Source organism: Pseudoalteromonas sp. 68 DY56-GL68 (assembly GCF_041414825.1).
GTDB lineage: Bacteria > Pseudomonadota > Gammaproteobacteria > Enterobacterales > Alteromonadaceae > Pseudoalteromonas.
The window spans coordinates 45106-67390 of the sequence record NZ_JAOCZL010000018.1 but is presented as its reverse complement, the minus strand read 5'-3'; the positions used below and the strand labels follow the sequence as shown (position 1 = coordinate 67390).

General features: G+C 41.5%; 16 protein-coding genes. 5 read left to right on the top strand and 11 right to left on the bottom strand.

The genetic code is table 11. The features are described from left to right. Positions 1-107: 107 nt before the first annotated feature. On the top strand, positions 108-752 hold the full coding sequence (gene adk, locus NYF15_RS08750; RefSeq protein ID WP_058585238.1) for an adenylate kinase: 645 nt from the start codon (positions 108-110) through the stop codon (positions 750-752). Positions 753-811: 59 nt separating this feature from the next. Here the strand turns inward: adk and tpx are convergent, their stop codons facing one another. Continuing rightward, complete coding sequence (tpx, locus tag NYF15_RS08745) at positions 812-1393, bottom strand: thiol peroxidase (RefSeq protein ID WP_130151410.1); 582 nt, start codon at positions 1391-1393, stop codon at positions 812-814. 205 nt (positions 1394-1598) lie between these two features. Here tpx and NYF15_RS08740 point away from each other — a divergent pair, with 205 nt between their 5' ends. Together NYF15_RS08740 and NYF15_RS08735 are read left to right on the top strand one after the other, a co-directional pair. Then, positions 1599-2603, top strand: coding sequence for a response regulator (locus tag NYF15_RS08740; RefSeq protein WP_130151411.1), 1005 nt, complete (start codon positions 1599-1601; stop codon positions 2601-2603). Positions 2604-2607: 4 nt separating this feature from the next. Continuing rightward, positions 2608-3576 carry a diguanylate cyclase gene (locus NYF15_RS08735; protein ID WP_130151412.1) on the top strand — a complete coding sequence of 323 codons (969 nt, stop codon included), beginning with the start codon at positions 2608-2610 and terminating at the stop codon, positions 3574-3576. Positions 3577-3695: 119 nt separating this feature from the next. Here NYF15_RS08735 and NYF15_RS08730 read toward each other — a convergent pair whose 3' ends face one another. The 4 genes from NYF15_RS08730 to NYF15_RS08715 form a co-directional block, all read right to left on the bottom strand. Next, positions 3696-5210 (bottom strand): SpoVR family protein, encoded by a 1515-nt coding sequence (locus tag NYF15_RS08730; protein WP_130151413.1) that lies wholly within the window; start codon positions 5208-5210, stop codon positions 3696-3698. 20 nt (positions 5211-5230) lie between these two features. Further along, positions 5231-6517: a YeaH/YhbH family protein gene (locus NYF15_RS08725; RefSeq protein ID WP_130151414.1), complete on the bottom strand. Its 1287-nt coding sequence runs from the start codon at positions 6515-6517 to the stop codon at positions 5231-5233. A 26-nt stretch (positions 6518-6543) separates the two neighbouring features. Beyond that, the gene (locus tag NYF15_RS08720) at positions 6544-8466 is read right to left on the bottom strand and encodes a PrkA family serine protein kinase (RefSeq protein ID WP_237127611.1); all 1923 of its coding nucleotides are present in this window, start codon (positions 8464-8466) and stop codon (positions 6544-6546) included. Between the two features lie 239 nt (positions 8467-8705). Then, positions 8706-9287 (bottom strand): superoxide dismutase, encoded by a 582-nt coding sequence (locus NYF15_RS08715; protein ID WP_036967613.1) that lies wholly within the window; start codon positions 9285-9287, stop codon positions 8706-8708. A gap of 260 nt (positions 9288-9547) precedes the next feature. Between NYF15_RS08715 and NYF15_RS08710 the strand changes: the two genes are divergently transcribed. Then, on the top strand, positions 9548-9886 hold the full coding sequence (locus NYF15_RS08710; protein ID WP_062570736.1) for a Grx4 family monothiol glutaredoxin: 339 nt from the start codon (positions 9548-9550) through the stop codon (positions 9884-9886). Between the two features lie 53 nt (positions 9887-9939). Here the strand turns inward: NYF15_RS08710 and NYF15_RS08705 are convergent, their stop codons facing one another. The 6 genes from NYF15_RS08705 to NYF15_RS08680 form a co-directional block, all read right to left on the bottom strand. Next, complete coding sequence (locus NYF15_RS08705; RefSeq protein WP_371353344.1) at positions 9940-11223, bottom strand: PAS domain-containing sensor histidine kinase; 1284 nt, start codon at positions 11221-11223, stop codon at positions 9940-9942. Continuing rightward, positions 11223-12551 carry a sigma-54-dependent transcriptional regulator gene (locus NYF15_RS08700; RefSeq protein WP_371353343.1) on the bottom strand — a complete coding sequence of 443 codons (1329 nt, stop codon included), beginning with the start codon at positions 12549-12551 and terminating at the stop codon, positions 11223-11225. Before NYF15_RS08700 ends, NYF15_RS08705 begins: the two co-directional genes overlap by 1 nt. Before the next feature lie 79 nt (positions 12552-12630). Beyond that, positions 12631-13836, bottom strand: a complete 1206-nt coding sequence (locus tag NYF15_RS08695; RefSeq protein WP_130151418.1) for an ABC transporter permease — start codon at positions 13834-13836, stop codon at positions 12631-12633. Between the two features lie 10 nt (positions 13837-13846). Next, positions 13847-15160: an ABC transporter permease gene (locus NYF15_RS08690; RefSeq protein WP_371353342.1), complete on the bottom strand. Its 1314-nt coding sequence runs from the start codon at positions 15158-15160 to the stop codon at positions 13847-13849. 2 nt (positions 15161-15162) lie between these two features. Further along, the gene (locus NYF15_RS08685; RefSeq protein ID WP_062570741.1) at positions 15163-15870 is read right to left on the bottom strand and encodes an ABC transporter ATP-binding protein; all 708 of its coding nucleotides are present in this window, start codon (positions 15868-15870) and stop codon (positions 15163-15165) included. Positions 15871-15888: 18 nt separating this feature from the next. Next, a complete protein-coding gene (locus NYF15_RS08680; protein WP_371353614.1) occupies positions 15889-17142 on the bottom strand; it encodes an efflux RND transporter periplasmic adaptor subunit in 1254 nt (417 codons plus the stop codon). Between the two features lie 681 nt (positions 17143-17823). On the opposite strand from NYF15_RS08680, the gene gltB reads away from it, so the two are divergent. After that, positions 17824-22281 (top strand): glutamate synthase large subunit, encoded by a 4458-nt coding sequence (gene gltB, locus NYF15_RS08675; protein ID WP_237119358.1) that lies wholly within the window; start codon positions 17824-17826, stop codon positions 22279-22281. The last annotated feature ends 4 nt before the right edge of the window (positions 22282-22285 follow it).

Here is a 22285-nt window from a genome sequence, read left to right as displayed (position 1 = left end):
ATAAGTTACTTGAGGTATAGCCTCAGTTGTGGAAGAATTCAGGCTTTAAAAACAAAACTCCACTGATCGACCATTTTTAAGATTAGTATCACACAGAGGACAATGATATGCGCATTATTCTTTTGGGCGCGCCGGGTGCAGGTAAAGGTACTCAAGCTCAGTTTTTGATGGACAAATACGGTATTCCACAAATTTCTACGGGCGATATGCTGCGTGCAGCAATTAAAGAAGGTACACCACTTGGTCTTGAAGCTAAAAAAGTAATGGATGCAGGTCAATTAGTATCTGATGAAATTATCATCGGTCTAGTTAAAGAACGTATTGCTAAGCCAGATTGCGAAAAAGGTTTCTTGCTAGATGGTTTCCCTCGTACTATTCCTCAAGCAGATGCAATGAAAGAAAATGGCGTGGTAGTTGATCACGTTATCGAATTTGACGTTGCTGACGAAATCATCGTTGAACGTATGGGCGGCCGTCGCGTACACCCAGGTTCTGGTCGTGTATACCATGTTGTTTACAACCCACCTAAAGTTGATGGCAAAGATGACATCACTGGTGAAGACCTAATCATTCGTGATGACGATACTGAAGAAACAGTGCGTAAACGTTTAGGTATCTATCATGACCAAACTAAACCATTAGTTGATTACTACCAAGCTGAAGCAAAAGCAGGTAACACGCAGTACCATAAATTAGACGGTACACAAGCTGTTGAAACAGTAAGCCAACAACTTGGTGAGTTACTTGGTTAATCTTAGGATTAACTGAGCAATAAAAAACCGCCTTTGGCGGTTTTTTGCTGAATGTAACTTTAAAGCTTTTTTAAAGCCTCAATTGCACCACTGTAATCAGGCTCTTTCGATAAGTTATCGACAAGTTGTTTGTATACGATTTTGTGCTCGTCATTTAAAACAAATACGGCGCGAGTTAATAAACCCATATCTTTAATAATTAAACCATATTGCTCGCCGAAATTACGCCACACAGAGTCCGAGAGTGCCGTCACTTTGTCTATATTCTCCGCTTTACAAAAGCGCTTCTGCGCGAACGGTAAATCAGCACTTAAAGTCAGCATCGCGATACTAGGGTATTCGGCAGCTACTTTTTCATTAAAGTGTTTAGTCTGAATACTGCATACACCGGTATCTAAACTTGGCACTACACTAATAAGTACTGCTTTGCCTTTGTAGTCATTTAGAGTGACAGGTGTAAAGCTATCATCTACTACTTTAAAATTAGGTGCTTGTTGACCAACTTCAACACCTTGACCTAGTAAAGTAACTGGTTTTGATTGAGCAGATACTTTACCTGCATCAAGCGTGTTTTCTGGTAACTCACTTGCGTAACTAAATGTACATAGTGAGCCAAGTGCAAATATCAATGGGCGTATCATAACTTCATTCCTTCAAATTAACGCATTTTACATCAGTGTATTATACTGAGTTAATAGCTCCAAGGTTTACAGTAATTTAAAATTGTAAATAAAGGGTAGTTTGATTAACATATATACGCAGCCCAATTTTTATTAATAATAACAATAATAAAGTTAGTATTTTGCTTTTCTGACTAGTTAAAAAGTGCGGATTTAGAGAGAGTGTATGTCGACATCGGTATTAGTATGTGATGATTCAAAATTAGCGCGTAGGCAATTAGCGCGCTCTTTACCAGATGATTGGGATATCAAAATTGAATTTGCAGAAAATGGAGTTCATTGCATCGAGCAAATTAAGAAACTCCAACCAGAAATATTATTTCTGGATTTAAACATGCCTGAAATGGATGGTTATGAAGTTCTTCAAGCCATTCAAGAGCAAGGGCTGCATGTTCTAACAGTCGTTGTCTCCGGTGATATTCAACCTAATGCACATCAACGCGTCCTTGAGTTAGGGGCTATCGACTTTATTCAAAAGCCTTGTTCACCTGAAAAACTCGCCAATATCATTGAGCATCATGGCATTAAAGACAAAGCCATGCGTGAGCGTTTAGCAAATAAGTTGGGTGAGCAGGTTGATCCTGACGTACGAGATATATATCAAGAACTCACAAATGTAGCGATGGGTCAGGCAGGTGACTTACTCGCGCGTTTACTCAATGTGTTTGTCAAGTTGCCTATTCCTAATGTGAATGTCTTAGAAGTAAATGAGCTGGATATGGCACTTCGTTCTATTGATGCCAATGCCTCAACGTCTGGTGTTTGCCAGGGCTTTATTGGTGGTGGGGTATCAGGTGAAGCGTTGCTTCTTTTGAATGATTCAAGCTTTAAAGAAATCGCCTCATTAATGAACTATGAAGGTGAGTTAAACAATAAAGTTGAGCTTGAATTATTAATGGACGTCAGCAACATTCTAATTGGTGCTATTTTATCAGGGCTTTCTAAGCAGCTTGATATGCGCTTTAGCCAAGGACACCCCGTTGTTCTTGGTCAACACTGTGATGTCTCTGACTTAGTCAAAGCTAATAAATCTCGTTGGCAACGAACGTTGGCCATTGAGATCAGCTACGGCATTGAAAATCATAATATTAATTGTGATTTGATGTTGCTATTCACCGAGGACTCGTTGAAGACCTTAAAATATAAAGTAGCTTATTTACTAGAAGATTAAACTTATGCCAGCAGCCGACTTTAATATGAATGAACTCCATTGGTTAATGGATATGTTTAATACAGTTGATGTAGGCCTTGTGGTGCTCGACAGGGACTATAAAGTGTGTATTTGGAATGGCTTTATGGAGAACCATTCTGGGCTATTACCAAGTGCGGTGAAAGATAGAGATCTGTTCGATTTGTTTCCATCAATCGATGAAAAGTGGTTTCGAAGTAAATCTGAGTCGGTATTTATTCTTAATAATCGCTCATTCACTATATGGGAGCAGCAACCGTATATTTTCCGTTTTAAAAACTACCGACCTATTACCGGCAAAGCGGATCATATGTATCAAAACGCGACTTTTATACCGCTAACCACGACGACAGGTGAAGTTTCTCACATTTGTATCATTATTTACGATGTTACTGACGAAGCAGTTAATAAAAAAGAGCTTGAAGAAGCAAACTCAAAACTTGAATTAATGAGCCGTACAGATGCATTAACGCAACTTACAAACCGCGGGTTTTGGGAACAAAAGCTTCGCAAAGAATACATGCGAATTGTTCGAAGTGGTGGTTGCAGTACATTATTGATGTTTGATATTGATCATTTTAAAAACGTCAACGATGAACACGGACACAGCGGTGGCGATGAAGCGTTACGCCATGTTGCCGATTTACTACGCAAAACCCTTCGAGAAACCGATTTAGCAGGCCGTTATGGTGGGGAAGAGTTCGCCATTACGCTATTGGATACCGATTATGATGGTGCTGTTATATTTGCTGAAAGGTTACGTGAGTTAATTGAGAACTCGTCAATCTATTACAAAGAACAGCAAATAAAACTAACTGTCAGTATTGGTTTTGCTTGTTTTGACGAAAAGTTTGACCGCTATGAAAAATGGATTGAAGCGGCAGATAACGCGCTCTACCATTCAAAAGAAAATGGTCGAAACAAAGTAACAGCTTATTCAGATTTAAAAGACTAAAGGTGTTTAGCGCTTTAGTCTTTTAAAATTCCAACTAATTTTAAGCTTAAAGGTTGCATACGCTAACCTTCATTTTTAACAAACCAGTCGCGATAGTCTGCACTTATAAATAGCCCAAGCTACTCTGTAGCATGCCTTGTATCACTTGCGGGGCACTCACCTATTACAGATACCTCACCAGTTGCTGACTCTTGCTCTAGTTTTACCTTAAAGCCCCATAATCTATAAAGATGTTTTAATACTTCATCTTTAGATTTAGCAAGGGGGATACTGTTATGAGGCACATAGCGCAAAGTGAGTGAGCGATCGCCTCTTATATCTACATTATAAATTTGTATATTAGGCTCGTGATTGCTTAGGTTATATTGGGCTGAAAGCGTCTCTCTTACTTGGTGGTAACCTATTTCATCATGAATAGCACCGACATTAAGCGTTGGTTCTTTTTCGTGATCGATAATGGTAAAGAGCTTAAAATCACGGATAATTTTTGGTGATAAAAACTGACTTATAAAACTCTCGTCTTTAAAGTTTTGCATTGCAAAATGGAGTGTTTCCAGCCAATCACTACCCGCGTATTCTGGAAACCACTTTTTATCCTCCTCAGTCGGGTTCTCACAAATGCGGCGAATATCAACCATCATGTTAAAACCAAGCGCATAGGGGTTAATCCCTGAATAATAATTACTGTTGTAGGGCGGTTGATAAACCACATTGGTGTGACTTTGTAAAAACTCGAGCATAAAGGCGTCGGTGAGCTTACCCTCATCGTACAGGTGGTTCAAAATGGTGTAATGCCAAAACGTAGCCCAGCCTTCATTCATCACTTGAGTTTGTTTTTGGGGGTAAAAATATTGCGAAATTTTACGCACAATACGAATGATTTCTCGTTGCCATGACTCAAGTAGTGGCGCATTTTTTTCAATGAAATACAGGATATTTTCTTGCGGCTCTTCTGGGAAGCGACGCTCACGTTTTTTAGATTCTTGCTGTGAAGTAGGTATAGTGCGCCACAGTTCATTGACCTGCGATTGTAAGTAATCTTCACGTTCTTGCTGACGCTTTTGCTCTTCGTATAGCGAAATACGTTGCGGGCGTTTGTAGCGGTCAACACCATAATTCATTAAGGCATGACATGAGTCGATGAGATTCTCAACCTCATTGATGCCATATTTTTCTTCGCACTTAGCAATATAATTTTTGGCAAATAACAAGTAGTCGATGATTGAACTGGCATCAGTCCAGGTTTTAAAAAGGTAATTGCCTTTAAAAAATGAGTTGTGACCATAGCAAGCGTGTGCCATCACCAAAGCTTGCATTGGTAGGGTGTTTTCTTCCATTAAATAGGCAATACACGGGTCTGAGTTAATAACAATCTCATAAGCAAGACCCATTTGCCCACGTTTATAGTTTTGTTCGGTTTGAATGAATTTTTTACCATACGACCAGTGGCTATAACCAATCGGCATACCCACACTCGAATAGGCATCCATCATTTGCTCAGCGGTTATTACTTCGATTTGATTCGGGTAAGTATCGAGCTTATAAATGTTCGCTACCCGTTCAATCTCAGTTTGATATTCTGCTAATAAATCAAATGTCCAATCAGGACCGTCGCTAATACGTTTATCGGCCATACTTTACCTCACTCGCAAGGCTATGCGGCGCCTTGCTGCTGACGATTCTTTTTAAATAATTCACGGAAAATAGGGTAAATGTCCTCAACGCCACGGATATGTTGCATTGCAAAATTGTCGTGGGTTTGCGCTATAGATTGATACTCACGCCATAAACTTTGATGAGCACGGGCGGTAATTTCGATATAGGCGTAATAGCGCACCGCCTTTAACAGTTTATTACGTAAAATTTCGCCACAATTTGGCGAGTCGTCTGCCCAATTGTCACCATCAGAGGCTTGCGCTGCGTAAATGTTCCATTCCTCTGGGTTATAGCGTTCAGCAATGATTTCGTTCATCAGTTTTAATGCACTCGATACGATGGTGCCACCGGTTTCTTGAGAATAGAAAAACTCCTGTTCATCCACCTCTTTAGCTTGGGTATGATGACGAATATAGACAACTTCTATATTTTTGTAGCTACGGGTTAAAAATTGATACAGCAAAATATAAAAGCGTTTTGCCATGTCTTTAGTCGCTTGATCCATTGAGCCTGACACATCCATTAAACAAAACATTACGGCTTTGCTTGTAGGGTGAGGTCGTTTTTCATAGTTACGAAAACGTAAGTCGTAATTATCAATAAAGGGCACTGCTTTAATACGGCTTTGTAGCTCCTCGATTTGCCGTTCAAGTAAAGCAATAGCGGCCTTATCTGGCTCTTCTTCAGCTTGTAATAAGGCTAACTGACCCTCAAGCTCAGCAAGATGACGTTTTTTGCCAGCGGTCATTGCTACTCTGCGAGCAAGTGACCCCTGCAGGGAACGAACAATATCAATATTGCTGGGCATGCCGTCGTTACAAAAACCAGCACGATGGGTTTTCATCTGCACCAGTTTATCGAGCTGATTTTGTTGCAGGTTAGGTAGTTCAAGATCTTCGAACAATAAATCTAAGTATTCATCTTTTGAAATAGAAAATACAAAGTCGTCTTGTCCTTCACCTGAATCACTGGCTTCACCTTCGCCACTACCACCCCCTTGACCGCCTCCTTGCGGGCGCTTGATTTTGTCGCCCGTAGAAAATTGGTCATTACCTGGGTGGATCTGCTCACGGTCGCCACCACGTCCTTGATGAAAAATAGGCTCACTGATATCACGTTGCGGAATAGAGATACTCTCGCCGCTGGTGGTATCGGTTACGCTGCGCTTATTAATGGCATCAGATACCGCTTCTTTAATTTGTTTTTTATAACGCCTGATGAATCGTTGACGATTCAAGGTACTTTTGTTTTTTCCATTCAGGCGTCGGTCAATAAAATGCGCCATAACAACCCCCTTAAAACAAACGTTTTTTACTGCGATTTTCTAACGCGTAAATACCATTCAGAAAGTAAACGTACTTGTTTTTGGGTATAGCCTTTCTCAACCATACGATTGACAAAGTCTTCGTGTTTTTTCTGATCTTCAGCCGAAGTTTTCGCATTGAAGGAAATAACCGGTAGGAGATCTTCAGTATTTGAGAACATTTTCTTCTCAATAACCGTGCGAAGTTTTTCGTAACTGGTCCAAAGCGGATTCTTGCCTTGATTGTGTGCACGGGCACGCAGTACGAAATTGACTATTTCATTTCTAAAGTCTTTCGGATTTGAAATACCCGCAGGTTTTTCAATCTTCTCAAGCTCTGCGTTAAGTGCAGCGCGGTCAAATAGCTGGCCGGTATCTGGGTCACGGTATTCTTGATCTTGGATCCAAAAATCTGCATAAGTGACGTAGCGGTCAAAGATGTTTTGCCCGTATTCAGAGTAAGACTCTAAATAGGCCGTTTGTAACTCTTTGCCAATAAACTCCACATACTGAGGAATAAGGTAGCCTTTTAAGTGGCTTAAGTAACGTTCTTCAACATCGGCAGTAAATTGCTCACGCTCAATTTGCTGTTCAAGAACATAGAATAAGTGCACTGGGTTTGCAGCCACTTCAGTGGTATCAAAGTTAAATACCCGCGATAGAATCTTAAACGCAAAGCGGGTAGAAAGCCCTGTCATGCCCTCGTCAACACCGGCATAGTCGCGGTACTCTTGATACGACTTAGCTTTCGGATCGGTGTCTTTTAAGCTTTCGCCATCATATACCCGCATTTTTGAATAAATACTTGAGTTCTCAGGCTCTTTCATTCGCGAAAGCGTGGTAAATTGCGCCAGTGTTTTTAATGTACCAGGTGCGCATGGTGCATCGTGTAATTCACTATTTTCAAGCAGTTTATTATAAATTTTAACCTCTTCAGAAACACGTAAACAATAAGGTACTTTGACGATGTAAACACGGTCTAGGAATGCTTCATTGTTTTTATTGTTTTTGAATGTTTGCCACTCAGATTCATTTGAGTGAGCTAAAATCATGCCGTTAAACGGTAAGGCACTGATACCTTCAGTCCCATTATAGTTACCTTCTTGCGTTGCAGTAAGCAGTGGGTGTAGCACCTTGATGGGCGCTTTAAACATTTCCACAAACTCCATTAAGCCTTGGTTTGCTAAACAAAGCGCACCCGAGTAGGCATATGCATCGGGGTCATTTTGTGCAAAGTGTTCAAGTTGGCGAATATCGACTTTACCAACGAGTGCTGAGATGTCTTGATTGTTTTCATCGCCGGGCTCTGTTTTAGCAATTGCGACTTGGTTTAAAATGGATGGGTAGCGCTTAACCACTCTAAATTGGCTAATGTCACCGTTAAATTCGCTTAAACGTTTTGCAGCCCATGGCGACATCACTGTTTTTAAATAACGCGGTTTAATACCGTATTCTTTTTCTAAAAGCTCAGCGTCTTCATTTGGGTCAAATAACGCTAATGGGTGGTCGTTAACAGGCGAGCCTTTAATTGAATAAATAGGCACTTGTTGCATCAAGTATTTAAGCTTTTCAGCGATTGATGATTTACCACCCCCCACCGGACCAAGTAGATAGAGAACTTGCTTGCACTCTTCTAACCCCTGAGCTGCGTGTTTTAAGTACGCAACGATTTGCTCTATTGCATCTTCCATCCCGTAAAAATCGTGGAAGGCAGGGTAGCGTGCAACAACGCGATTTGAAAACAGCCTGCTTAAGCGCGCATCGGTTGATGTATCGATAATTTCAGGCTCACCGATGGCCATTAAAAGCCGCTCAGGCGCGCTGGCATAAGCTGATTTATCCTTTTTACAGATCTCGAGAAATTCCTCAATACTGTATTCTTCTTCTTGCGCTGCTTCGTATCGTGATTGGTAATGCTCAAAAATACTCATAGAGACCTCCGAAAACCCGCTAAAATGACGTGTAATTAGATTAAGAGAAAAGCAAAGGTTATTTAAAGCTTAGTCACGATTTTGACTTTTTGCGCAAGAAAATTAAGAATTTAATTGAAAAAAGCTCATCTTGATTAGGCTTTTTGAGTGAGGGCTTGGCTGCGGCTTAGAAGGGGCGTGCAATAGCAATAAAAAAGACGCCGAAGCGCCTTTTTTTGATTACTGTTAGTAACAGAAGATTAAGCGAAGTTAGCGTTCGCGAAGTCCCAGTTAACTAGTGCCCAGAAACCTTTTAAGTAATCTGGACGAACGTTACGGTAATCGATGTAATAAGCGTGTTCCCACAGATCCACAGTAAGGATTGGTGTTACACCTTCATCAGTTAACGGAGTTGCAGCATTTGATGTGTTTACGATATCAAGTGTGCCGTCAGCTAGTTTAACTAACCAAGTCCAGCTTGAACCAAAGTTGTTTACAGCTTTGTCGTTTAATGCATCTTTGAATGCTTCGAAAGAACCCCATTTAGCGTTGATAGCATCAGCGATAGCGCCAGTAGGCTCACCACCACCGTTTGGAGATAGGCTGTTCCAGTAGAAAGTGTGGTTCCAGATTTGTGCAGCATTGTTAAATACACCACCTTCTGAAGAACATACGATTTCTTCTAGAGATTTATTTTCGAATTCTGTGCCTGGGATCAGGCCATTTAATTTTACAACATACGTGTTGTGGTGTTTACCGTGGTGAAACTCTAGAGTTTCTTTTGAAATATGTGGCTCTAATGCATCGATTGCGTATGGTAGTGACGGTAGTTCAAATGCCATTTTTTATCTCCATCTTCTTGGTTGATAGTCCACCTAGTTATAGGTAATAGCAAGCTAAACAGCGTACTCACCTATACCAAGTGGTATTATAGTGTTACTATAATTGTTGAGTATTTTACTCAAGTTTTAGCAAACAGCAATGCTCTTGCTACGACTATTTAAAATTGTGGCTGTGTTTGCCATTCTAAGTAATATATCTGAGGCCACAGTGAATCTTTTTCAAGGCCAATGTAGTAAGCCAATGTATTTTGAGGTTGTAAATGGAAACCATCGATAAAATTAAACAGCAAATTTCTGAAAATCCAATCCTTTTGTATATGAAAGGATCACCAAAATTACCTAACTGTGGTTTTTCTTCTCAAGCATCACAAGCATTAATGTCGTGTGGTGAACCGTTTGCTTACGTCGACATCTTACTAAACCCTGATATCCGTGCAGAGTTGCCTGCATACGCTAACTGGCCAACCTTCCCACAGCTTTGGGTTGAAGGTGAGCTTATCGGTGGTTGTGATATTATCATTGAGATGTTTCAGCGTGGTGAATTACAACCACTGATTGCAGAAACTGCTGCAAAGTACAAAGAAGAAGACGCTGAATAACCGTATTTAGTGTAGAAAGAAGCCGCAATTGCGGCTTTTTTATAGCAATTTTATTAAGCAGGCAGCAAAACATGCACGCTCAAACCACCTTGCTCACGGTTGTGTAAGCTAATTTGCCCGTGGTGTGCCTCTACTATTTCTCTGCAAAGTGCTAAACCTAGGCCACTGCCTGTTGCTTTGGTTGAGTAAAAGGGAATAAGTGCATTTGCCATTACGGCTTCACTCATGCCTTTGCCTTTATCGCTTACTGTGATGTGGGTGCCGCTTGTTTCTTGTTGTACCGTTAAACTGACATCTTCTGGGGTTGAGCCTGACTCATGGGCATTTTTTAACAGATTTATCAGCAGTTGTTCCAGTTGTGTATGATCGGCCTGCGTTGATACATCATCATTAAGAGTCACATTGACCTGCCACTGATTTTTTAATTGTTCAATTAAGTTAGTCCAATTTATTGTGATTAATTGCGGGGTGGGCAGTTTGGCAAATTTACCATAACCTTGTACAAATTCATTTAAGTGCTTGATACGATCTTCTATTGTTGTAAACACTCGTTTTAAACGTGGCTCATCAACTTCTTTAGTGAGTAGTTGAGCACTATGTAGCATGGATGACATAGGACCAAGCGAGTTATTAAGTTCATGGCTAATAATGCGAATGACCTTTTTCCACACTTCGACCTCTTGACGACTGAGCTCTCTCGTTAACTGCTTAAAGACAAGTAGTTGGTGAAATTGGTTGTTTAGTAATAATCGGCCGGTAGCCATATGCCAAGTTTGTGATTCTTGCTCAGCTCTATCTAAAGTGAATAACCCATCAATACCTTTGTTTACGGCGCGTGTAAGTTGCTCAGAGCTGTGCGTAAGCAAGCTTTTGAGTGTTAATCCTTCAAGTGCTGATTGTTTTTCAAATAGGCTGCGTGCGCTGTGGTTGCTGTATACAATAAAGTCCTGGTCGTTTACGAGCAATACCGCTTGCGGCGAGCTTTGTAATACTTTATCGAGCATTAATTCGCGTTGGTAAATCCATTGCTTTTCTTGGCGAAGTTGTTTGGCGGTTTGATTATAAAGGTGGCATAAATTGCCTAATTCGTCCTTGCCGTTATATGCAAGTAATGAAGCAAGTTCGCCATCTTTAAAATTCAGTAAGCCAGTTTCAAGGGCGGCCATGCCATTGACCAGTGGCGCACTCAACTTATAAGCAAGAAAGCCTGATATAAAAGCACAAAGTAAAGAAGCTAGTACTATATTTGCCCAAGGTATAGCCAAAAAGTAGCTAGTGGCCAGTAGCGGCAGAACCGCTGCCATAATGCATAAAGCGATGATTTTATAGCGGAGCATCAATATTCTATCTTAAATTTATCAAGTCTACGGTACAGAGCCTGTCTGCTAAGACCAAAATGGCGTGCTACCTTAGCAATTACGCCTTGGTAGTCTCGCATCGCTAGTTCAATGTCTTGTTTTGTTGGCTCCGCTTTGCTCTTTACGGTATTTTCTTTTTCAACTTGTAAGCCAAAATCGGCAAGTTCAATGATGCCCGTTGGTTTTAATACCGCAGCACGCTTACAAGCGTTTTCAAGTTCACGCACATTACCAGGCCAGCTATGGGCGAGAAGGGCTTTTTCAGTGCTAAGTGACAGCGTGCGCTCAGGTAAAAAGTGTGCAATCAAGGCTAAAATGTCATCTGGGCGATCAGCTAAACGTGGTAAATTTAACTCAATCACATTTAAGCGGTAGTAGAGGTCTTCACGAAATTGACCTGTTTTAATGGCGTGGCTTAAATCTTCATTGGTTGCTGAAATAACCCTAACATTCACTTTACGGGTTTGTGTTGAACCTAAACGTTCAAATTCGCCGGTTTGTAAAATGCGTAATAGTTTCATTTGCCCCGATAGCGGCAAGTTACCAATTTCGTCTAAAAATAAGGTGCCACCGTCGGCCGCTTCAAAACGACCAATACGTTGTTTAGTAATGCCGGTATAGGCGCCAGCTTCTGCACCAAATAGCTCAGCTTCAATAAGTTCGCTTGGTAGGGCTCCTGCATTCACAGTGATAAAAGGTGCATCCGTTAATAATGAATTGGCTTGAATTATTTGTGCAATCCGCTCTTTACCACTGCCGTTAGGGCCTGTGATTAAAACTGAAATATCCGACTTAGCAACCTGAATAGCAAGATTGACGATATGCTCCATAGCCGTACTTTTATAAACTAAGCCAACTAAATTGGCATTATGCACAGATGCTTCACGTTCTTGCTGGTGGCGGGCAAAGGTTTCGTTTTGTTGTTTTGCCTTACCCAGTTCTATCAGATTATTTACACAGGTAAGCAGCTTTGTATCGTCCCATGGTTTTGGTAAATAATCAGCAGCACCTGCTTTGACGAGTTCAACGGCCGTTGAAAGCTCTGTCCAAGCGGTGATTAAAATGATCGGTAAATGAGGATTAATCTCTCGTAAGGCATAAAAGAGTTCTTTGCCTTCTTCGCCTGAGGTTGTGTCGGCGGTAAAGTTCATGTCTTGAATAACAAGTGCAATACGCTGGTATTGTACAGCCTGAGTTGCCTCAAAAGGGTTGCTTGCTGTAACAACCTCAAAATTATGAATTTCGAGTAATAATGACAACGCATCTAAGATAGCAGGGTTATCATCAACGATAAGTATTTTTTCCATATTATTGTTTTAGTTTTTTCCTAATCAGGTGCAAGGTAAATGCTACACTGTTAATCCAGTGTAGCATAGGTTGGGAGAACTAAATTGTTCGGGTTGCAATGCTCGGTGAGATATTCGCCGCACGTTTTGCTGGAGCAAGTACAGCCAATAAGCTCATAACGAACACACACAAAGCAGTACCAAGTACATAACTAATCTCTAGTTGTGCAATAGAAAAATGCTGCATAAGTAGCTGCCCTAAATAAACAGCAGCAATGATGCCAATGACTAAACCAACACTACAAATCATGGCGTTTTCAACTAAGAAGTAGCTGATGATGGCAGATTTTCTTGCACCTAATGCACGGCGAGTACCGATCTGTTTTGTGCGTTTACTAATATTGAATAGCGTCAGGCCAAAAATACCCAGGGCAGTCACCAAGACTAAGATAGTAATAAGTACAATCAGCATACGCATCATTAATGTATCTTCTGCCATATATTGTTCTTTGTCTTCATCAAGGCCACGAATGCGAGAAATAACACGTTTGTTGTAGTTTTTTAACATAGCCTCTTCAACTCGGTTCATTACAGATTGACGTTGACCTGGTTCAGTTCTTACTACAAATCGTGCATTACTACCGGCTTTAATAAAAGGGAGCAATGCGACATTATCAGGGCGGCTATCTTTAAGCCATGGGCCTTTCATTAAATCAATCACGCCGATGATTTTCATTGGGATATCACCAAAATAAATGGTTTGCCCAAGGCCGTTGCCGTCAGGGAACAGCTCATCGAGTAGAGTTTTAGTGACAACAGTGACCTTTGAAAGCTCATCGTAATTGTCAGTGACAATCACTTCGTCTTCGGTGTAGTTGCGCCCAGCAATGAGTTTTACACCATAAGTATTGATACCATGTTCATCGATAAACATGTAAGAAGTACGGGCTGATTTACTCTCTTCAGGCGCTGGCTTTAAGCTAAAGTCAGACGATGAGCCACTGCCTGAAAGCGGTGTATTACTTGAATACGCAGCATCGACTACGCCAGGTATTTGGCGAAGCATGGCTTCATCAAGTTCATACTGTTGAGACAGTGATACGTCTTGACCAAACATCATTACATGAAATACCAAGATATCTTCTTCAGGGTAGCCGGTTTCTTGGCTTAAATAGCTAATTCTGTCTTGGATAATAAATGCAGCATTACTGACAATTGCTGTGGTAATGGCAATTTGTATAAGTAATAAGACTGCGCCAACCTTTGAGCGGCATAAGGCGTTAAAAATAGGTTTAATTTCAAACATGTTACTTTCCTTATTGGCTCTTCAGATAAATAGCAGGGTTGGTTTTGCACACCAGCCAAGCAGGGTAAAGTCCAGCAATAACACAGGTACTAATAGCTATAACAGGAGCACTCAAGAGCATGCTTAAATCCATGGTTGCTAGGCTTTTATAATAGCTATAGCTTTGGCGCACACCTAAAAGGCCAATTTGAGCAAGAATGATCCCAAAAATACCGCCTAAAAACCCTAGCATGGCTACTTCGACGATGTGCTGGTAAAAAATTTGTCGTTTACTCGCGCCAAGGGCTCTTCGTACACCCACCTCTGAAGCTCTTCGTAAAAATTTAGCAAGCAGTAAACCAAGAATGTTCGCAAGGCATACAGCCAAAAACATAAAGCTCAGACCAACAAGAATCTCATTATCTTCACTGACTACATTGTTGTATTGCATCCACTCATTCACGTCCCGTAGTTTGGCCTCTAGTTGCTCACGATTGAAGCGACCTAGCTTTTGTTGTTCTTGCATGTAAGCCATCAAGAAATCTTGGTAAGCTTGTTTTTCCTCAGGCGTTTTAAGTTCAACCCAAAATTGTAGCCACACTAACTCTGAATTTAACTTATCGTTGAATGTATTGGTTTTTTCGTGTTTCCATCCATTTGTGTTACCCCAGTTTTCTAGCTGACGCGCTTTCATAAGGCTAAAAGGGAGGAATAGTTGCTCTGTTTTATTGAATGAGCCGTTATTTAAATCGTAATACTTAGTTGTAATATCCCAATCATCAATAACACCCACCACCTCGTAACTGGCATCGTCAAGGTAGATAATTTTTCCAATCGAATTTTCGCCAGCAAATAATTTGTCATTAAGTTCTTTGCTGATCACGACAACAGGTGTGGCATTTGCCTCTTGTTGCTCGCTCCAAACACCTCCATATAAAAATGACAAATTAAACATATCGAAAAAGTCAGGTGTAGTGAGGCGAGCTTGGCCTATAAAAGGTTTTATTTTGTCTGAGTCTAAATAAACCGAAAAGCCAGTGCGTACCATAGTGACACGTTTGCCACCTGCATCCGCTTTATTCAAATTCACAGCGTCTTGGTAGGTCAATTGTAAGGGTAGGTTGTCCTTAGTCCACCAAGTGCTGCCATCGTCCATAATTTGAAGCTGTACGCTGTAAAGTTGGCTGCTTTTTTCAGGGATCGGATCCGCCGACATCATGTGATAAACAGATAGGCTTGTCATCGTGACACCAATACCAATAGCAATGGCTAGTACCATTAAAAAGCTCACTAATGGCGTGCGCTTAAAGCTACGCCAGCTTAAATCTAAATAATGAAGGAACATGACTACACCCCTGCAGCTTTTAAGTTTTGAGTGCCTTGATACAAGGTGAGGTCTGCGAGTTGACCATCAACGACCTGAATGTTTCGAGGTGCTCTGCGAGCAAGTTCAGGATCGTGAGTAACCATCACAATAGTTGCGCCATCACGATTTATTTGTTCAAGCAATTCCATTACTTGGCGAGCCATTAAGCTATCAAGGTTACCCGTTGGCTCATCGGCAAGTAAAAAACGAGGTTCACCAGCAAGGGCTCTAGCAATAGCTACACGTTGCTGTTGTCCGCCAGAGAGCTGTTGAGGGAGATGTTTAGCACGTGACGCTAGACCAACTTGCTCTAAACATTGCTCAATTCGACGTTTACGCTCGGCTGCTTTAATCCCACGGTAACGAAGTGGTACTTCAATATTTTCGTATAGGTTCAAGTCAGGGATGAGGTTGAAACCTTGGAAAATAAAACCGATTTTTTGATTACGAAGATCGGCACGCTGATTGTCATTGAGTTTACCGACGTCAATACCGTCTAATAGATATTGGCCCTCATTAAATGGCTCTAGCATTCCTGCAATGTTTAAAAAAGTGGTTTTACCTGAACCGCTTGGGCCTGTCACTGCAATAAATTCACCCTCATCTACTTGTAGGTTAAAATCACGAAGTGCATGAGTTTGTACCATTTCAGTTTGATACACTTTATTGATGTTATTCATTTTAAGCATAATTATAATTCCTTGTTGTTAACGTAAAACGAGTACCGGTGCTTGTTTATAACGGTCGTAGTTAGAGATGATTAATTGATCGCCAGCTTGAACGCCTTCTAAGAGCTCCACGGCGTTAATACTGCTAGCGCCTGTTTTTATATCGATTAAGTAAGCCATATCACCATCGATTCGATAAGCACGCGTCCCACCTTGTTGTAAAAAGGCGCCGCGCTTTACTTGTAAAACATTGTCGCGATTTTCTAAGAGAATGCGGGCTGTGAGACGCTGATTTTGGCGAATTCCAACCAGTTCATCATCAAATCGCACTCGTGTTGTCACTTCACGGTTGTTTACTTCCGGTGATATTGCTGACAATGTTCCCGTCACATGACGAGCACCGAGCGTTAGTTCGACTTGCATCCCTAAACCTAATTCATTGGCATAACTTTCTGGCACTTGAAGCTCTGCTTCAAAGTTACTTAAGTCCACCAAAGTCATTAATGGCTGACTTTGAGTTACGGCCTCTTTTTGTTGCACAAGTAAATTCCCCACGATGCCGCTCACACTGGCTATGATAGTTAGGTCATTTACTTGGCGAAATAAATCATCAACGATAAGCTGCTGTCTTGCTAGATCTCGCTCTGCGGCTTTTAACTCAAAGGCAAGGGTATCTTTAGCAAGCGTAACCTCTTGCTCAGCATGTTTATAAGAAAGTTTTGCTCTTGCTAAATCATCGACTGCTTTTTCTAAATCAATTTGGCTTATTAAGTTTTTCTTTATAGATAATTGGGCACGACGGTTTTCACGGTCAGCAGCATTAAGTTCGACCTGAGCAAGGTCGAGCGCTTTCGTTAAGCTTAATTTTTGTCTACGTGCTTCAAGTTGCTTGCGTTGAAGCTCACCATCAAGCCTTGCAAGTACAGATTGTTGCTGTTTTAGCTCATTTGTTAGCTCAGGGCTTTTTACTATTGCGATGACGTCATCTTTTTTTACGCTGTCACCTGCTTTTACTTTCAAATCCACAAAACCGCGTTCAGGGCTGTATACTTTGGGCGCATTTGCAGCAACGATTTTGCCACTGGCGGCGACATCTCTAATGAGAGGTTGCTGAGTTACTTTGCTGATTTGTAGGCTTGCTTTTTCAACGGAAATACTGCCTTCGGTGTCTGCAAAAATACTACCTATACCAACCGAGCCAATTAATAATACACCGATAATTAGTGCAACTGGTTTTGCAAAGTTATTCTTCTTTGTCACCGAGATATCCTGAGCACTGGTATCTTTTATCATCATAGTTCCTTAATGTTTTCAACTAACATAATCATGAAACCCACTACTAGCATGGTGAGTGGCGATGCAATAAATAAACTAAAAGTGAACATGTCATGTCCTTAAATCTGCTGATGTGATCTTATATACCAACAACATGCCAACTTTTACTTTGTTGATTTATAAGGGGTTTATTTATCTTGTTGATGTTATTTCAATGTCCGCGGACAGAAAAAGTGTCCGCAGCGGACACTTTTTAAAAAGTGGGTTTACGTGTGCGTAAAGAGCAAGCTTTTAGGAGTGTAAGCGTAAATAGCTATCGAAAGAGTTACAGCAAGTGTCCAGCGAGTCTGGTTTATGTGAGTAGGTGATATCTAAATTCTGCATTATCATTCACAAAGTGAATATTTATTCATTTTGATTATCAGTTTACGTTAACGTAAAGAGTGGTTTTTGAAATTTTTCTTTTACAAGTTGTTAAATATGACACCAGTGTCATAAAAAAATAACGGTGAAAATACGTCTAAATGTAAAAAATTAGCATAGAATTTACTAAGTGCATTTAAATGAGAAATATTCATGAATATGAATATGTATTCAAAACTCTATTGACTCAGAGATTATTTGGCGATAGTTTTGTTCGTCTGCTAGCCCTGTCACAAGAGACTAAAGGGCTGGTCGTTGTAGCAAGGGGAGGGGTCTATGTTATACGACTCAAAATTAGAAAAAGATAATTGTGGCTTTGGCTTGATAGCCCAAGTCAATGGGCAAGCGAGTCACCGCTTGATCCGAACAGCAATCACAGGGCTTGATCGCATGGAGCACCGTGGCGGTATTTCTGCCGATGGTAAAACCGGTGATGGTTGTGGTTTATTAATGCAAAAGCCCGATAGTTTCTTTCGTGCTATTGCTAGCGAACATGACTGGCATCTAGGAAAGAACTACGCCGTAGGCATGGTATTTTTGAATGCCGATCCTGTACTTGCGCAAACAGCTAAAGATGTGTTGAGTGAAGAACTCGAAAAAGAAACCTTGAGCATTCAAGGCTGGCGCGTAGTACCGACCGATGCGTCATGTTTAGGGCCAATTGCAAAAAAACAACTACCAGGCTTTGAACAAATTTTTGTTAGCGCCCCAGAAGGCTGGCGTCCAAAAGATTTAGAACGCCGTTTATATGTTGCGCGTCGTCGTGCTGAAAAGCGCCTTGAAAACGATGAACATTTTTATATTGCCAGCTTATCTGGTTTGGTAACTGTCTATAAAGGCTTGATGATGCCTGTTGACTTACCTAACTTTTATTTAGATTTAGCTGACATTCGCATGACCAGTGCGATTTGTGTATTCCATCAACGTTTTTCTACTAATACACAACCTCGTTGGCCATTAGCGCAGCCATTTCGTTATTTAGCACACAATGGTGAGATTAATACTATTCAAGGTAACCGCCAGTGGGCCCGTGCCCGTGCGTATAAGTTTGCCTCACCACTTATCCCTGATTTGCAATCAGCTGCACCGTTCGTTAACGAAAGCGGTTCTGACTCTTCAAGCTTAGACAATATGCTTGAGCTGTTCTTAGCGGGTGGCATGGATTTATTCCGTGCAATGCGTATGCTTGTGCCGCCAGCATGGCAAAAAAACCGTGCTATGGATGAAGATCTACGTGCATTCTACGACTTTAACTCAATGCATATGGAACCATGGGATGGCCCTGCTGGTATTGTTATGTCTGATGGCCGTTTTGCAGCCTGTAACCTTGACCGTAACGGCTTACGCCCAGCGCGTTATGTGATCACCCAAGATGGTTTTATAACACTCGCCTCAGAAGTGGGGATTTGGGACTATGCACCAGACGAGGTCGTTGAAAAAGGCCGTGTTGGCCCTGGTGAGCTGTTAGTTATTGATACTCATCAAGGTAAAATTTGGCATTCAGATGAAATTGACCAAGATCTTAAATCACGTCACCCATACAAAGCATGGCTCGAAGCAAATGTTAAGCGTTTAACACCGTTCGAGCAGCTCTCTGAAAAAGATGCGGGTAATCGTTCATTTGATGACGAAACATTGCTTAAATATCAAAAGATGTTTGGTTTCACCAACGAAGAGCTTGATAGTGTTATTCGTGTGATGGGTGAAAATGGTCAAGAAGCGACAGGCTCAATGGGTGATGACACACCATTTGCCGTACTTTCAGAAGGTCATCGCTCGTTATTTGATTACTTCAGACAAAAGTTTGCGCAAGTAACGAATCCACCGATTGATCCACTTCGTGAAAATCACGTTATGTCATTAGCTACCTGTATAGGCAGTGAGCAAAACGTATTTAACGAAACCACAGGTCACGCTAAGCGTTTGCAGTTTGATACACCAATCCTGATGTATGCAGATATGCAGCAGTTACTTAATGCTGATGATAAATATTACAGCTACTGTAAAATTGATATCACTTACACAGTAGAAGAAGGGCTTGAAAGCGCCATCACACGTATTTGTGACGAAGCGCAAGAGAAAGCGGCTGCTGGTTGTGTGATGTTAGTGTTAAGCGACCGTAACTTCAGCGAAACACAGTTGCCTATTCCTGCTGCGATGGCGGTAGGCTCTATTCAAAAACGTTTAGTTGATAATAATTTGCGCTGTGAATCAAACATTATCATTGAATCAGGTAGTGTTCGCGATGCGCATCAATTCGCTGTATTACTTGGTTTTGGCGCGACGGCTATTTATCCGTACCTTGCTTATGAGTCACTGGTTGCTATGAGTGATAGCAAGGTGATCAATAAGACTTATTGCGAAGTAACGCTTGCGTATCGTAATGCGATAAACAAGGGTCTTTATAAAATCATGTCGAAAATGGGTATTAGCACTGTTGCATCTTATCGCTGCTCAATGTTATTTGAAGCCGTTGGTTTGTCTGAGGCTATCGTCGAAACCTGTTTTAATGGTGTGGCAAGTCGCATTAAAGGGGCGTGTTTTACTGATTTTGATGACGATCAACGTAAGCTTCATAAGTTGGCATTTAGTAAACGTAAATTATTAAGTCATGGCGGCTTACTAAAATATGTTCACGGTGGTGAGTATCACGCGTATAACCCAGATGTTATTCAAACACTACAAAAAGCAGTGCGCTCTGGTGAGTACAGTGATTATGTTGCCTATGCTGATTTAGTAAATAATCGCCCGATCACCAACTTACGTGACATGTTGGCAGTAAAAGTGCCAGATGCAGGTATTAGTATTGATGACGTGGAACCTGCAACTGAGCTATACAAGCGTTTTGACTCAGCAGCAATGAGTATTGGTGCGCTATCGCCAGAAGCGCATGAAGCGCTAGCGATTGCGATGAATCGTTTAGGTGGTTGTTCAAACTCTGGTGAAGGTGGTGAAGATAAACTTCGTTACGGCACAGAGAAAAACTCGCGTATTAAGCAAGTTGCTTCAGGTCGTTTTGGTGTAACACCACATTACTTACGTAGCGCTGATGTAATTCAGATTAAAGTTGCTCAAGGTGCAAAACCAGGCGAGGGTGGTCAATTACCGGGAGAAAAAGTAACGCCGTATATTGCAAAGTTACGTTACTCAGTGCCAGGTGTGACATTGATTTCGCCACCGCCGCATCACGATATTTACTCGATTGAAGATTTAGCCCAGCTTATTTTCGATTTAAAACAAGTCAACCCAGATGCACTGATTTCGGTGAAATTAGTGTCTGAACCAGGTGTTGGGACGATTGCAACGGGTGTTGCCAAAGCGTATGCCGATTTAATTACCATTGCGGGTTATGACGGTGGTACCGGGGCAAGCCCACTTACTTCTGTTAAGTATGCGGGTAGCCCATGGGAGCTTGGCCTTGCTGAAACTCAACAAGCGCTAGTAGAAAATGGTTTACGTCACCGCATTCGCTTACAAACTGATGGCGGACTTAAAACAGGCCTAGACATCATTAAAGCAGCTATTTTAGGTGCTGAAAGCTTTGGCTTTGGTACGGGTCCTATGGTGGCTCTTGGTTGTAAATATCTGCGTATTTGTCACTTAAACAACTGTGCGACTGGTGTTGCAACGCAAGACGATACACTACGTCAAAAGCATTACCATGGCTTGCCAGAAATGGCGATGAATTACTTCAAGTTTATTGCTCAAGAAGCACGTCAAATCATGGCAAGCTTAGGTGTAACACGCTTAACTGATTTAATTGGTCGTTTGGATTTACTTGAAGCGATTGAAGGCAAGACAGAGAAACAAAAGAAAGTGGATTTGTCGTCTGTGATTGCTGTGCCAAACAACCCAACAGGTGAAACCCTGTATTGTAGTGTGCCAAATAGCTCACACTACTTAGGTCAGCTAAATGAAACCTTGCTTGAAAAAGCAAAACAAGCAATTGACGAAAAGTCAGGCACCTCATTGGTAAGCCGAATTTGTAATACCGACCGTTCTGTAGGCGCCATGTTATCAGGCTATATAGCCTCAAAACATGGCAACCAAGGCATGGCTGCTGATCCTGTTTCTATTGAGCTTCATGGTACGGCGGGTCAATCATTCGGTGTATGGAATGCCGGTGGTCTTGAAATGACCCTAGTTGGCGATGCCAATGACTATGTTGGTAAAGGCATGGCTGGCGGTAAGCTGGTAATTCGTCCGCCGCTCGGTTCATCGTTTGAAAGCCATAAGGCCACGATTGCAGGTAATACCTGTTTATATGGAGCAACAGGCGGTAAGTTATTTGCTGCTGGCTCTGCAGGTGAACGTTTTGCTGTTCGTAACTCAGGTGTGCAAGCGGTTGTAGAAGGCGTGGGTGATAACGGCTGTGAATATATGACAGGCGGTGTGGTTTGCGTACTTGGCAAAGTGGGTATCAACTTTGGTGCGGGCATGACAGGTGGCTTTGCCTATATTCTTGATGAAGGCAAAGACTTTGAAAAACGCATTAACCCAGAGCTCGTTGAAATCGTTACGCTTGAGGGCTTAGCATCTCACCAAGAACATTTACGTGGTCTAATTGCTGAGCATCTAGAGTTGACAGGCTCAAACCGCGCTGAGCAGATTTTAGCTAACTTTGATTTATACATGCCGATGTTTAAATTGGTCAAGCCAAAATCTAGTGATGTAAAAAGTTTACTCGGACACCGAGCGCGCAGCAGCGCAGAGCTTCGTGTTCAGGCTCAGTAGGGGG